Origin of the sequence: Nodularia sp. LEGE 04288, assembly GCF_963896525.1 — a bacterium.
Lineage (GTDB): Bacteria > Cyanobacteriota > Cyanobacteriia > Cyanobacteriales > Nostocaceae > Nodularia.
On sequence record NZ_CAWQOY010000023.1, the window covers coordinates 1 to 13,023 of the forward strand.

Here is a 13,023-nt window from a genome sequence, read left to right on the forward strand (position 1 = left end):
GTCGGAACCCTTGCCCAGTAACGATGGTGGTGGATTGGAGCAAAACACCCCTATGTTTAGAGATTCTGGAAAAGATATATCTAATATATATGTCTCACCACCAGAAGCTGATATCCCATCTGCTGCTTTAGAGAAGTGCGATCGCAAAGCAGCGGAACAAATTCAACGCCTGGATATTCTGCCTGGGGATAAAGTCTTGTCGTCTCACCCCTTGTCTATGGGTAAGGTTTTTGAAGTCCGAGAGTACCCACGAGTAGGTAATCCACAGGAGGGAAATAGCTACGAATTTGTCCTGACCACCTGCAATCAGATTATATCCATTAGCTTTCTGGAAAAAATTCCGCACCAAGAACCACTCACTACCGAATTCAACTATGGCGATGAAGTCGTGATATTGTTCCACGAAAAGAACCCCTACTTAATAGGAACAACTCAGATAATTTCGCAGAAGGGGAATAAATCTGTGAAATTTCAAAGTGGGGAATATGCTATGAGCTACGACGACATCTGTCACGCCAGCGATAACCCAATAGTTAGCGGTTGCCCTGAAATCAAGGTTGGAGGGGTGTACTACTCCATCTTTCTCAAGTCGAAAATCAAGGTAAAGAGAATTTACGCCACAAAAGGTGAGTTAATTTGCTTCCTGCCCGGAGATACCTGTAGCGAAGTTCCCGTTCAAATCATAGATGTTCGCGCCACAAAAGAGTCACCCCTTTCACCAATTAAGCCCGGTGACAGTGTTGAAATTGTAGGGAAAATTTACAAGGGTAAAAGGGGAGTAGTTGAACGGGTTGATTCCGTCATCTGGGTGATGCTCCCAGGTAAAACCATAGCTAATTCGTTCTACGCACACCAGGTGAAAGTATTATGACTAGCCCCTGGAGACTAGCAGCACGGCAGGCGATTCAAAAGGCGATCGCCGCCACCTCACCTGATGATTTACCCTCACTCAAAGAAGCCATTGATGCGGCTTACCCTTTTAGCAGCCGGGAATATTACCCATATAAGGTGTGGCTCTCAGAGCGAAAAGCGTACTTTCAAATTTTGGGTATACCAACTCGCCGCCCGCACCCCAAAAAGAAAAGACCGGGGCGTGGATGCGATCGCACTAGCCCCGGACAACTCAAACTCTTCTAAAAATTTCAAATTTTAACTTTGCTTGGCTAAAGATGCTATTTTTTCGCTTATCAACTTTAGCTGTAAAGATTGGTTTTCCTGCCGATATTGGTCACCATTGATATGGGCGCTCATTCTTGCATCCAGGTCTACCAGCCTTTTATAAATTTTGCTGTCAACTTTCAACAAAGTGAACATTAGTAAGGCGAATGCGGCCAGTGCGATCGCTAAATAACAAGCATCCTTGATGTTAATCATACTAAGGTATTTTCTTCTCTATTTCATTCAATACAGTTTTGATTTGTTGTGCTTGTTTTAGCACTTGGGAATTGACCTGCTTTATTCCTAAGTCTAAGTCTTCACTCGTTACGCCTTGGTTGGTTCCAATGTATTCCCACACCTGGATAGTTATATCTTTAAGCCAGAATTTCGGGGTAAAGCTTAAAACATACTTGTTTTCCGTTGAGATACCGGGGAACACAGTGAAACGATGAATGATGTGTCTATTCAAGATACACCGGATAGATTCACCTTGCGCGGCTCCAGCATCACCAAACCCCACAAAGAATGCTTGATATAGCTCTCCCGCTGCGTACCAATTGGGACGTGCAGATGTGCTGCTGCAGTATATCCCAATGGTATTTTTAGTAAATTGTACATCTGGCTCAATAGCTTGAATGGGTTCCTCAATGTTCCCTTTGTCATCGATTTTTGCATTACCTGCACGGTCGAATTTGAGAAACCATTCAGCGCTATTGTTGTACATACTGTTATTTCTTCGGCTTGATGATGGTCGCTTGCTTCTTCGTTGCCATCTCTTGGGCTTGTTGATCGGTCATCGCAACATTAGCTCCAGTAGCAGCAGTAGCAGCAGCCTTCTCCATGATTGGATATTTCTTCCCACTACCTAAAATAAAATAAGGCCACACATCATTTGCACCCGGATCATTTTTAACCTTTGCTTCGGGCAACAGTGTTCCCAACACATCACTGATAGTGAAAACATCAGCCCACTGAGGAAAATTAAAACTAACAGTATGGTAGTTAGTTTTCTTGGTAACAATATTGGATGATGTCGCTTTTCCTGTTACCAAAATAGCTCGCCTGCCACCTTGAGGACGAGTTTTAGCAGAAAATGTTACAGGGTGTGCATCTACGTTTATGGATGCACCACCTGATAAATTTGTGCCATCGGCTAGCGTATTAACTCGTACATAGCCTTTCCGTGTCTTCTTGTACGCAGCTTGCGCTAGTGCCGCTATATCAAAAAATCTAACCGTACTAGCTCTTGCGTAAAAGAAACCAAGTGGATCAGGGTTTGATTTTGTTGCGTCAGAATCAGTTTGCTTTTCTAATAAAAATGAGTAGAAAATTAGGGGCTTGTCTGCCATTTAAATTATGCTCTTTGTGGAATAACAACATTGAGATCAACGGAAGCCAAAACCTGTACACTATGCGTAATTGTGTACGATTGTTCTCCAGTAGTGGTGTTGGTTACAGGTGCGGTTGCCTGTGGTGTTAGGTAAGCATTTAGGGCTTCGCCGACCGCTGGCGTACCTGCTGCATTCTTCTTGCTTTGGGCAATGAAAGCGGCTTGCAAAGTTTTTGCGAAAAACTCCGCTGTATCAGCCCCTGCTGGTAAATTTGCTGCATCTTCCCACCAAGACTGTACTAGTGGATCGGCTACTTCAGCGGCTACTTCAGCAATAGTTAAATCAGCGATTAACGACATTCTCTTAGACCTTAAGATGTGTGGATGTAAGTCATATGTAACTTGCTAGAAAGACTTTTGTCAACACAATTTATCGAAAAAAGTAGAAAAAACTTTTCAATACCTTAAGGTGTACAAAAGATTTTCCCTATTGTTTGCAAAAAGCAATAAGATTTTGTAACAAAAATATGTTATACATTTTCTTGTCACCTCCAAAAAAGTCCTTATTGCACCTTTTTGTGTAACATTCATATATTGCAAAATCCTTATACATCCCACATATGACATTAAATAAGATAGAACTAAAAACTAAAATAATTGCTTCCTTGACAACTGTAAATGCCGCCAATATTTTAGAGTTATTTACCTACACCCCTTACAGCAAGCCAGGCTACAGGATTTTAAGTGAGTCACTAGAAATCAAGAATTTAGAACTCCGATCCTTTATCAACGGGCTTGCACCAGTTCCATTCCCCGTATTCCCGCTGGAAGCATCGGAAAGCGAAACACAATTAGGAATCTTAAAGCTAGAATGGCAAGGCGCGCGGATTCAAAGCAATCTATGGATCAAGAATGACTCCACAGACTGGATCAGAATTGGGATGATATCTTTATTGAATCCATCACCTGCACCATACAGAGAATTTCCTTTGGGGGATTTTCAGCTAGGTGACAATGCCATGCTAGGCTTGCAAATTCAAGATGTAGGATATGGCTTGCTGCAAGGTAATGATAGGGTTAATATCACTGCTGATTTAATCCGTACTATTGCATTAGAAAAGATATCAGAAGGCATCAACAGAGATGCAAATATAAATAGTGATACATCTACATTAGTAATGCAAAGCAATGCACAACGCAGTGGTTTTACTGTATACAATCCAGGCACTACAGATGTGTTTCTGGATATTGCATCTAATGTATCACCGGAATCATTTTTAGCCACTATAAAGCCACAAGGTTTCTATGAGTCAAATTTTGCTATTACCGATGCCATATATCTGATATCTCAATCAGGCAATGTATCGGTCAAAGTTCGCGAATTTCAATAAAGGAAAAATCAAATGCCGATATCTATTCAATCTGTAGCTGTAACCACAAGTGAGTCGATTGCCACTACGGCAAATAAACTATCAATCACTGTAGCTGCTACTGCCACCTCAATTAGTGCTGCCAATGCAAACAGGAAAGGATTTAATATTGAGAACAAAACAGGACAGACAATATTTGTGGGAACTGCTAATACAGTAAGTGCTAGCAATTATTGGTTTAGCATCCCTGACGGAACATTTTACGAGATGCCACGACCGATCTATACTGGCGCGATCTTCGGGATTGTTGCCAGTGGAACAGCAGCACCACAAATTACTGAATTTGTGTAATTAATCTACGGCTATCAGTGAAATTCTGGTAGCCATAACAAATAAATATAAAAATATGCCTATTTATCCAATAAATGAATCACTAGAAAATGCCGGATTGAATGTAGCTGATTTAAGCTATTTAATTTCAGATATCACTGATACAGATGAATGTATCGTTATCAGAGGCAATACAGCATTTAAGAATACAGCAGCTAATATCAAAGCCTATGCATTAGGTAGCGCCCAGAATGCCTTACCAGGGCAAACAAATGATCCTGCCGTCAAACTATTGATGCACTTTGATGGTAATTTTAATGATGCCAAGGGGAATACAGTTAATGCTATTGCAAGCCCTAAGCTCGTGTCGAGTCCGGTTAAGTTTGGATCTGCTGCCTTTCATTACGATTCAGTAAGTAATGGCATCCAAATTCCTAGTACGCCTAGCCTAGCATTAGGTACAGATAACTTTTGCATAGAATTTTGGTGCTATATCAGCAATACATCGCAAAAAAATTTCCTATTGATAGATGTAAATAGTGGGACAGACATCATTATTTACACAACAAACAATAGTATAAATTTCTATGATTCCACTTTGCGAATTACATCACCATGCCCGATCGGTCAATGGAATTTTGTATCTATAATTCGCGAGGAAACTTTCATGAAAATGTATGTCAATGGAGTAAAAGCAAGTGCTGATTACAGTATTGGTGCTATCTCATACGGAACTGCAACCGGAGTAAAACTAGGCAATATTTTCGGCAGTGGTATGTATGTAGATGAACTAAGGCTAAGCATAGGTAGCATACAAACACCTGCCGTAGTTCCTATCGCACCATTCCCCGGATAAATGGATTATGATTAATGCTAAATATCCTGTTACACCTTTTAAACCTATTAAATTAAGTTTATCCTTATCGCCTCCATCAATACCTATATTTCCGTCTTATGACGTGTACACAGATGGATGTACAATGGTTGTCGCAAAGTATTATAAAAGTCCTGTTAATCCTGGGGAAAAATTTTATACTGATTCCCCTTTTATAATACAAAATCCTTCATGTCCGCCGCCGCAACCGCCACCCATACCACCTCCATCCGGCAACCCTAATGCACCACCTCCTGATCTAAAATGCGAGGGAGACATTCTAATAATCAGAATTCCAATATTGAACCATCAATATGTAGAATCATTTCCGCTAACATTCAGCAGTAGGGAATTTAAGACTACTGGAACTCTTCAATCCGTAAAGTATCCTCTATATGATAACAATGGCGATACTTATGGACTGATCTCTATTAATTGGAGCATTCAGGGGTGGACAACACAAGAGACATTACCGTGGTCTAACATTTGGAAGAAAGTACAATTTTCTGATTCCCAATCTATTACATACAAAATTACTAAAAGTACACTAGGTTCTTATGATGAAGGAGACTATATAGCACAACGTCTTGCCACTGGATCTAATACTAGGCAGTGGCGTGTAGTCACTCGTGGTATAGGTGAAACTTTTACAGCTTATATAGGGGACTTTGCTAAACTTTTCTATGATGGAGACTTTAATAATCCTAGTAGTTTAAATCCGTTTACAGGTGCTACTACTACTGGATTTTTCGACTCAGGCGACCCACAATATATATATTCATCCAATAACACAGATAGCACTATAGCTTTTACAGTATTTGGATTTTTCACACAATGCTATGGGACTTCCGTAGATTATGGCGACCCTTACGATCCACCTCCACCACCTAAGCCACCCATGACTTGCTGTCCACAGAATGATCAATTACTTAAGCTAATTCTTCAAAGAATAGGTACTTTACCAGTTAGTGTTCCTGACTCGCTAGTATCTACTAACCCGTCACCTGTGCAAGTTAAAAGCCTGACAGAATTTCTTTCTTGGCACGGTAAACAAACCGATGCACTAGCGGGACAATTCCCGATAGAGATAGAAGTAGAAGATTCTGATTTTACCGATACAGGTAATCAGAAATTGGTGATGTCCTTACCTAATATTGCAGAAACGTTAGCAGAGGTAGTGGGACTATTGGTAGTGCTAAAACGTGAAAGTGAAGTAACCTTGCAAGCATCCTTAAAGGGAATGATAGAAGCCGGCGCTGCTAAACAAGCTGCACAGGTAGCCGTAGATATAGGTCTAGCGAACGCCGAATTTTTAGGCTATAGGTTGGATAAAAAGAAGAAAACCATAACGCTTACTTTTAACCCTGATGAGGCTGATTTTGCAAAACTATTAATGGACAAAGAGATAAACTACTATTCGTATGAGAATGTGGATAAGAAGGACATTAAAGATTATTTAATGCCTATTCTTCAGATGGTACAGCGTTGGAATGCTCAAAATTTCGTGAAATTAGCGAAGAATGGTGTGCAGGCTGCTGCACAAATTAAAAAGTTACTTACTGACCCTGAAAAGTTATCAGAAGAATTAGATAAAAATACCGATAAAGATTTCAAAGATTGGGCTGAAGAAGTCGAGGACGGATATACCGGTTTGCCTCAAACACCATCAGGGGACAAGGGTAAGCCATACGGAAAAGATAAAGATGAGCGTCCCAAAGTTAGAAAATTAGGAGACTTTTAATATGTCCGGTATACCTGTCAGTAGTTTACTTAGTAGAACTACACGGGCAAAAATTGGCAAGAGAGTCATCAGCGCACTACAAAGAAAAATAACCTTAACTAGCATTATCAACTTTGTTATTAAAGGCTCTGGAATGCTTAAAAACTTTATAGTTGCTGGGCTTTCAAAATTAGACTTTAATATCAGTAGTATGTTGGGGCTTGCTAAGCGTACTTTTGATTTTTTGTATAACTTCAACTGGAACAGCACAGACAAGCAGCTAGAAGAACAAATAAAGGCATTGCAGGTTGAAATAGCAGGACAGCTTGGGGCGACGCTGGGGAATGCTGTAGGCTATTTTACCGGCGGCACTATTGCTGGTATAGCAGCATATAAATTCAATCCAGCACTAGCAGCAGTAGTAATCAAGGATGTGTCTGCTAGTGGCATTGATGAGTTGGTGGATAACCTTAAAGACTTGATGTCTAGTGTGGGTATATTAGCTATAAAGACTTTTTTTACAGCTACGTTTACTACTGTCCGCAAGATGATAAAAAGCCAATCGAAATTGATTGGTAAAATTTTTGGAGATGATAAAGAAAAAGCTATAAAAGCTTGGGGCGCTGATGGAACCGCTGCATGGTCTTTCGCATCAAAGAAAGAGGAAAGTTACGATCAGATTAAAAGCCCAGCTTGGAAAAACTTCTGGGAAGAATTTGACGAAGAAGCCTATGAAGGTTTCTGGGAAGCTGGATTTGTTGCTGCTAGTACGGCAGACCAGTGGATAGCACAGCAAAAGCTAGATGAAGTTATAGCGGTAGAAAATCAGCGAGTAGTAGTGGTAACACCTAACAGGTTAGTCCCTGACCAAAGGGTTATACTTGCTGGTTCTGGCATTGAATTAAGAAACCAAGTAACATCAGCGCTAACAACTTATCAGGTGATGGGCGATCGCGACCTGGGCATCATTTATGGTACAGATGGCGAACAACCTGTGCGATCGCTGCTGCCAAGGGTATTCTTAAAGTTTTATGAAAAAAAAGAAGATAGGATAATTGGCACTGGTGCAAATGGCAAAAAAGTAGCTACTAACAATCCCCTTGCCATGCAAATTAGCTTCAGGCTGATGGGGAAGACGGAGGATGATTTTAAAGCCGATGGATATATCAAACAATTGGCAACTAAGATTCATACTGAATTTGCTACCCCAGCTTACAAAATCAATAAAGGTACAAATCTTTTTACCTACCAAGATCCCAGTAAAGGGTATGGACTCAATCTATGGGTGGGTGATGCCGCAACTGCCAAACAAATCATTAATAAGGTACTGGATATACAGGGGCATAAAATGGATAACGATTGCTTTAGAGTAGGTTCTAAGCCTACTGGTGCGGTCAAAAAATCAGTAACCAAGACCGTGCTAGGCAAGCAAATAGAAGTAACCACAGTGGGACAGAAGACAGGTAAGGTGACTTTCACAGAAGCTACGATTACGATCGGTAATGGGACGGATACTATCGCGTTGGTAGACCTTACCGGGAAGAGGCGAAATGTGGTTTACAAAGCATGAGCTATGCAAAATCGTCTTCGGTTAAAATTTCATCCGCCGGAAGAATCAAGAATGTCCGGATTAAGGTACATCCGGGGAATGGAAGGAGCCTCACTAACTGAAGCTCCTCGTCTACTGCTATCAGCTCTGAACATACGTATTCCTGCATCACTCCGTCGTGGTAGTAAACTGTTTGTCCTATGGCTAATTCTAAAATTTCTGGCTTTGTATCCATGAATGGAGGCATTTTGCGAGGGATAAACCAATATACAGTATTTTATATATTGGTTTATCCCCGACGGGAATAGCAGCGCGATTGAGTAGTGTATGAGTAGAAAAGTAGTCAGGAATCCTTCAATCTGTTGCTGTCTCGTCTCTTTTTGTCATCCCCGAAGAAGTACCACCTAATTTACAAAAATAGCACCCCCGCTGAGCGGAAGTCAAAAGTTTACCCTGAGCGCAGTCGAAGGGTCAAAAGTCAAGAGGCTTTTATTTTGAAATTTGCAATTTTTAGCAAGGGTATGCATATTTACACCGTGCTGTACTAGTACCACATAGTAGAAGTTAAAAGGCTAGGTATTGGGGAGAATAGGCAGAGGGACGCAGAAGAAACAGAACATTGGTTTTGTTTTCTTCTTCCCCAGTTCCTAGTCTCTCACTTAATACGGAACAATTTCACCATGAAAGGATTACAAGGCAAAAATGCTTTAGTTACAGGTGCAACTTCAGGCATTGGTCAGGCGATCGCAGTGAAACTGGCCCAAGAAGGCTGTAATATAGCAATTAACTACCGTAAAACCCCAGAATCCGGGGCGGAAACGGAAGCAATGGCAGTAGAAAAAGCCTGTAAAGACATCGAAAATTGTGGAATGCGATCGCTATTAGTACAGGGCGATGTTTCCCAAGAATCAGACATTGTGACAATGGTCAACAGTGTAGTTGACACCTTTGGCAGTTTAGATATTCTAATTAACAATGCCGGCATTCAAACAGAATGCCCATCCCACGAACTGACTACCGCAGACTTCGATCAAGTCCTGGCAGTTAACCTCCGGGGTGCTTTCCTCTGCGCCCGTGAAACTATCAAACATCTTTTATCCCAGAACCATTCCGGGGTAATCATCAATATTTCCAGTGTTCACGAAATTATTCCCAGACCTACATATCTAAGTTATTCCATTAGCAAAGGTGGAATGGAAAACCTCACTAAAACCCTAGCATTAGAATACGCTCATCGACGTATCCGCGTCAATGCCGTAGCACCAGGAGCGACAGTCACACCAATCAATCAAGCTTGGATAGATGACCCAGAAAAAAAGGCAACTGTGGAAAGTCATATTCCCATGTGTCGTGCGGGAACCACTGAAGAAATGGCAGCAGCCGTAGCTTTTTTAGCCTCAGATGATGCCGCTTACATCACAGGTCAAACTTTATTTGTAGACGGTGGACTAAGTTTGTACGCTGACTTCCGCGAAAATTGGTCAGCCTGAGTAGTTGTTTGGGAGAATCTAGATTATCCCAATTGGCAAAACGTGTCACTGGCCAAATATGACCCCGAAAGCGAAAAATTTCTCCAAACTTAAGGAAGCAAACAAAAAACTAATATTGTACTTTGGCGGTAGCATTTTAACTTTAGTGATTCTCGGTTTCGGCTTTCTGTACGTCCGAGGATTTTTCCGTACATTATTTCTCACCAGATATCTAATTATGTAATTTGTAAAAACTTTTCTAGACCTTCCCTAGATGTCTTAGATTTATTGATAATAAACACCTCTGGTCTTTGATATTTATGATAAATATGCTCAATTCGCTCTAGGGATAATGGTTCCATATAATATCCATGCGGGTGGGTGAAGTTCTGACTTTTAACTAAATCCAACCACCCTAGTGCGGGGATAATAGGGGACTTCAAACTAAAAAAATATCCCATCACTGGGTAGGCAGGGAGCAGGGAGCAGGGGGAAGAAAACAAAATATTATCTGAGTAAATTGGATAATTTATTTTCTGGAAGTCCCTAGTAGCTGTTAATTAACCCCTACGGAAGTGACCGACCGCAGAAACAGGGGAGAGAGGGGGATTTGGAACTCCCCTCCCGAAATGGTTCTGAGCAACTAGATTTAGAGAAAAAATCTTTATTCCTCTTTGCTTCGCAAGGTTACCACGGTAAGCGCAGCTATACCCTTCAGGGCTTTAGAATCAGCCGAGGCGCGTCTACCAGAAGCAAAAAACTCGCACCTTTGCTTAATTTCTACCATTCGGACGCTGAATAATCGTTTCCACAATCCGCCGTTTAGCTTTCGGGTCAATTTCTACCAAGCGCACATACTCACCCTGATATTCCGCTAGATAACCTTCTAAAGCTGATATTGCATCCCACTCAGCATTAATCTGATTTGTACCGCAACTTTGCCAAGAACCCATGCGGAAACGACGTTCATCTACGTGTTCAAAGTTAATTCTGTGACCTTGAGCTAAAATTTGGCGAATTTGTTCTTGTGTCTCTAGGCTTAAATGGGTATTTGATGCTTTTGGTGTCTGAAATCCATTCCCGTTTTTAGGTGGTTGGGAAGCATTGCTGGGTGTCACAGGCGCAGATGGTGCTGGTTGATAATTTTGACTCCCTCGATTCAGTCGATTGTATTCATCAACTAATTGAGAAGTTTCCACTCGTTGTTGTTCACCCACCATCAAGTTACCAGCCTCGATCAGGTTAGACAAGCTGAAATCTGGCTTTTTAAACTCTGGGGGCTTCTCGGCGCTGTTAACGATACGCAATGATACACGCTCAAAACCTACTTTATGGATAAATTCACGTACTTGTTCATCATAAATACGCGATCGCAACGCACTATAAAAGTCAATAGACTGATGAATAAAAGTATCAACGAGCTGTTCCACTTCCCGTTTTGAAAGTCCATCTTCTGCAAAAATTCCGCCAACAATCCCCACCTTATCGTCTCTATCTGGTTCCCAGTAGAATTTCTCCATCCGTCCATCCCGAATTAACGGCGCGTAGAGAGTAGAAAAATCATTCCCTGTGACAATAATCGGGACACGATGTAAAGGTGTAGAATCGTAGCTTCCAGGTAACTGCACATCAGTAGGATTATCCGCAATATTCATCAGTGTGGCATTTACCAACTGAGTATTTACAGTATATTGAGTACCTTCATCAAAGCGTCCCGCACCTGCATCTAAATCATTAATCATCAGCACACACATTTTGCCACGCACTTTGATTAATTCTGCGGTTTCGCGATAACGCAAACGAATCAACCGCGCCGGGTCGCCAGCATCGGGACTTTCCAATTCTCCACCGGAGATGTGAGTCACTTCGATACCCATTTTCTCGAAGACTAACTGACACTGAAATGTCTTACCTTCGCCTTTACGTCCATGAATCCCTAAAATCAAAGGAACTCGAACACCAGGTAGATTCAAGAAATTTTTGGTAATGTGAACGCCAAGTTTGTCTAGAAAGCGGGGAGCAATGTAATAACTCATAAAATTATCGTTGATTAGGACTTATTAAATAATGCTAAGTTTTTTTGGTGCATTTTGTTCATTGATCTTCTGGTAGAAATTGACTGCTACCTACCACAAACGTTGAATTGGATACGCATCAAAAATCTGATCTGCACTCAGTAATGGTATATTTTCCACTATAGACTGTGCAATTAACAATCTATCAAATGGGTCACGATGATGTAAGGGTAATGATGAGATCACAGCAACATGACTAATTTTGATATCAAGTAAACTGAAATTATTCAAATGAAGTTGCTGGGTGATAAATATCTCAAATGGCAGGGGCTGATTAAAAGTAAGTTTACCTATACTTTGCTTGATTGCTATTTCCCAGAGACTAACTACGCTGACAAAAATTTGATTATTTTCATCATTTATTAATTCTATTACCTGATTACTCAGTCTTGAATTATCCATCACATACCAGATAAAAGTATGTGTATCTAGTAAAAACATCATTACATATAATCCTGAAAATCTTCTAAAGGTGCATCAAAGTCCTCAGACAAGGTTATTAAACCCTTCGCACTTCCAGGCTGACGACGGCGTTTTACAGGAGCTACAGGAGTTAACTTGATAACTGGTAAATTTTCCTTCATGATGATGATCTCCTCACCTGAAAGCGCTGCTTCAATCAATTCTGGTAAATTTTGAGATGCTTCAGATACAGGAATTTGAGTCATAATTTTTACCTCGATATAGCCCTAATTAAATAATTATACTACTTGTTATTTTGAATGATTGATGTATTAAGATTTTTCTGATAACCGTTGCACAAATTCTTGATGTTCTTGGGAGTTCAACCCTTGCTGTAAAATTGCTAAAACTTGTGTCATTTCCCCTCTTAATAATGCAGCTACATCCAACCATAAACCAGGATAAACACGACTTTTAATAATACCGTTAGCATCAGTAATTAATGATATATATTCCTGACGGGGCGACAAACAAGGCTGAAAACAAGACAGTGTAAACAATGTAACGATTTATGGTAAAAAAAGATAGGTCAGGAATTGTCAATAAGACCTATCTAATTATAATGATACCTTTATTCTATCAAAAGCACTTAAAAAGTCAATTGAGTCTAGCAGAATACCTGTTTCTCCAAATTGTGGTGAACATCTTACAGTCAATTAAAAATGTGAATTTAGAAAGGTTAGCGA

Annotated in this window: 16 protein-coding genes and 2 pseudogenes; 9 read left to right on the forward strand and 9 right to left on the reverse strand. The window is 40.6% G+C overall.

What is annotated here, in order from left to right:
* Both AACX33_RS02160 and AACX33_RS02165 read left to right on the forward strand, forming a co-directional pair.
* Positions 1–871 (forward strand): annotated as a pseudogene (locus AACX33_RS02160) (hypothetical protein); the annotation flags it as partial.
* Positions 868–1,137: a hypothetical protein gene (locus tag AACX33_RS02165; RefSeq protein ID WP_193998357.1), complete on the forward strand. Its 270-nt coding sequence runs from the start codon at positions 868–870 to the stop codon at positions 1,135–1,137. The pseudogene AACX33_RS02160 and the gene AACX33_RS02165, both read left to right, overlap by 4 nt.
* Positions 1,138–1,149: 12 nt before the next feature.
* Here the strand turns inward: AACX33_RS02165 and AACX33_RS02170 are convergent, their stop codons facing one another.
* Genes AACX33_RS02170 through AACX33_RS02185 form a run of 4 tightly spaced genes read right to left on the reverse strand, consistent with a single transcriptional unit; the run spans position 1,150 to position 2,848 of the window.
* Positions 1,150–1,374 carry a hypothetical protein gene (locus AACX33_RS02170; RefSeq protein ID WP_193998358.1) on the reverse strand — a complete coding sequence of 75 codons (225 nt, stop codon included), beginning with the start codon at positions 1,372–1,374 and terminating at the stop codon, positions 1,150–1,152.
* A 1-nt stretch (position 1,375) separates the two neighbouring features.
* Positions 1,376–1,882 (reverse strand): hypothetical protein, encoded by a 507-nt coding sequence (locus tag AACX33_RS02175; protein WP_193998359.1) that lies wholly within the window; start codon positions 1,880–1,882, stop codon positions 1,376–1,378.
* Between the two features lie 4 nt (positions 1,883–1,886).
* Positions 1,887–2,507, reverse strand: a complete 621-nt coding sequence (locus AACX33_RS02180) for a hypothetical protein (RefSeq protein ID WP_193998360.1) — start codon at positions 2,505–2,507, stop codon at positions 1,887–1,889.
* 5 nt (positions 2,508–2,512) lie between these two features.
* Positions 2,513–2,848 carry a hypothetical protein gene (locus AACX33_RS02185; protein ID WP_193998361.1) on the reverse strand — a complete coding sequence of 112 codons (336 nt, stop codon included), beginning with the start codon at positions 2,846–2,848 and terminating at the stop codon, positions 2,513–2,515.
* 260 nt (positions 2,849–3,108) lie between these two features.
* On the opposite strand from AACX33_RS02185, the gene AACX33_RS02190 reads away from it, so the two are divergent.
* From AACX33_RS02190 to AACX33_RS02220, 7 genes are all read left to right on the forward strand, one after another.
* On the forward strand, positions 3,109–3,879 hold the full coding sequence (locus AACX33_RS02190; RefSeq protein WP_193998362.1) for a hypothetical protein: 771 nt from the start codon (positions 3,109–3,111) through the stop codon (positions 3,877–3,879).
* A 12-nt stretch (positions 3,880–3,891) separates the two neighbouring features.
* Entirely contained in the window at positions 3,892–4,209 is a 318-nt protein-coding gene (locus AACX33_RS02195; RefSeq protein ID WP_193998363.1) for a hypothetical protein, read from the forward strand.
* A 55-nt stretch (positions 4,210–4,264) separates the two neighbouring features.
* Positions 4,265–5,044 carry a LamG domain-containing protein gene (locus tag AACX33_RS02200; RefSeq protein ID WP_193998364.1) on the forward strand — a complete coding sequence of 260 codons (780 nt, stop codon included), beginning with the start codon at positions 4,265–4,267 and terminating at the stop codon, positions 5,042–5,044.
* Between the two features lie 7 nt (positions 5,045–5,051).
* Positions 5,052–6,803, forward strand: a complete 1,752-nt coding sequence (locus AACX33_RS02205; protein ID WP_193998365.1) for a hypothetical protein — start codon at positions 5,052–5,054, stop codon at positions 6,801–6,803.
* 1 nt (position 6,804) lies between these two features.
* Complete coding sequence (locus AACX33_RS02210; protein WP_193998366.1) at positions 6,805–8,352, forward strand: hypothetical protein; 1,548 nt, start codon at positions 6,805–6,807, stop codon at positions 8,350–8,352.
* 3 nt (positions 8,353–8,355) lie between these two features.
* Positions 8,356–8,568, forward strand: coding sequence for a hypothetical protein (locus AACX33_RS02215; RefSeq protein WP_227789397.1), 213 nt, complete (start codon positions 8,356–8,358; stop codon positions 8,566–8,568).
* A gap of 443 nt (positions 8,569–9,011) precedes the next feature.
* Entirely contained in the window at positions 9,012–9,821 is an 810-nt protein-coding gene (locus AACX33_RS02220; protein WP_193998367.1) for a glucose 1-dehydrogenase, read from the forward strand.
* 215 nt (positions 9,822–10,036) lie between these two features.
* Here AACX33_RS02220 and AACX33_RS02225 read toward each other — a convergent pair whose 3' ends face one another.
* The 5 genes and pseudogenes from AACX33_RS02225 to AACX33_RS02245 form a co-directional block, all read right to left on the reverse strand.
* On the reverse strand, positions 10,037–10,162 hold the full coding sequence (locus AACX33_RS02225) for a hypothetical protein (RefSeq protein ID WP_265338686.1): 126 nt from the start codon (positions 10,160–10,162) through the stop codon (positions 10,037–10,039).
* A 411-nt stretch (positions 10,163–10,573) separates the two neighbouring features.
* The gene (locus AACX33_RS02230; protein WP_193998368.1) at positions 10,574–11,836 is read right to left on the reverse strand and encodes a ribulose bisphosphate carboxylase small subunit; all 1,263 of its coding nucleotides are present in this window, start codon (positions 11,834–11,836) and stop codon (positions 10,574–10,576) included.
* Between the two features lie 90 nt (positions 11,837–11,926).
* Positions 11,927–12,319 (reverse strand): type II toxin-antitoxin system VapC family toxin, encoded by a 393-nt coding sequence (locus AACX33_RS02235; protein ID WP_193998369.1) that lies wholly within the window; start codon positions 12,317–12,319, stop codon positions 11,927–11,929.
* Positions 12,319–12,543, reverse strand: a complete 225-nt coding sequence (locus AACX33_RS02240) for a type II toxin-antitoxin system Phd/YefM family antitoxin (RefSeq protein ID WP_193998370.1) — start codon at positions 12,541–12,543, stop codon at positions 12,319–12,321. Before AACX33_RS02240 ends, AACX33_RS02235 begins: the two co-directional genes overlap by 1 nt.
* A 66-nt stretch (positions 12,544–12,609) precedes the next feature.
* A pseudogene (locus tag AACX33_RS02245) lies at positions 12,610–12,792 on the reverse strand (Uma2 family endonuclease); the annotation flags it as partial.
* Between the last annotated feature and the right edge of the window lie 231 nt (positions 12,793–13,023).